At 50.2% G+C, this 225-nt stretch carries 1 protein-coding gene; it reads right to left on the bottom strand.

The features are described from left to right. Positions 1-103: 103 nt before the first annotated feature. Positions 104-202 (bottom strand): zinc ribbon domain-containing protein, encoded by a 99-nt coding sequence (locus PPOP_RS21485; protein ID WP_422730669.1) that lies wholly within the window; start codon positions 200-202, stop codon positions 104-106. Between the last annotated feature and the right edge of the window lie 23 nt (positions 203-225).

The following is a 225-nucleotide window of genomic DNA, read 5'->3' as shown; positions in this document are numbered from 1 at the left end:
GTGACGACTCCCCATAGCTAAAGCTAGGGGCTTCTCAGATCATCGAGATTCGTAACCTCATCTCTCCCTGATGGCTCCGTCCGAGCCAATATATTGTTGGTGGTTACGACACTAGAGCACGCTGTAGAATGTTGCGAGCTGCATTTTCATCTCGATCCGCAACGTAGCCGCAATGGTGGCATTGATGCATGCGTACAGACAGCCCTTTCTTTACGATTTCACCAC

The organism is Paenibacillus popilliae ATCC 14706, from assembly GCF_000315235.1.
In the GTDB taxonomy this organism is placed as follows: domain Bacteria; phylum Bacillota; class Bacilli; order Paenibacillales; family Paenibacillaceae; genus Paenibacillus_B; species Paenibacillus_B popilliae.
The sequence above is the reverse complement of the archived record's forward strand: the minus strand, read 5'-3'. Positions and strand labels throughout refer to the sequence as shown.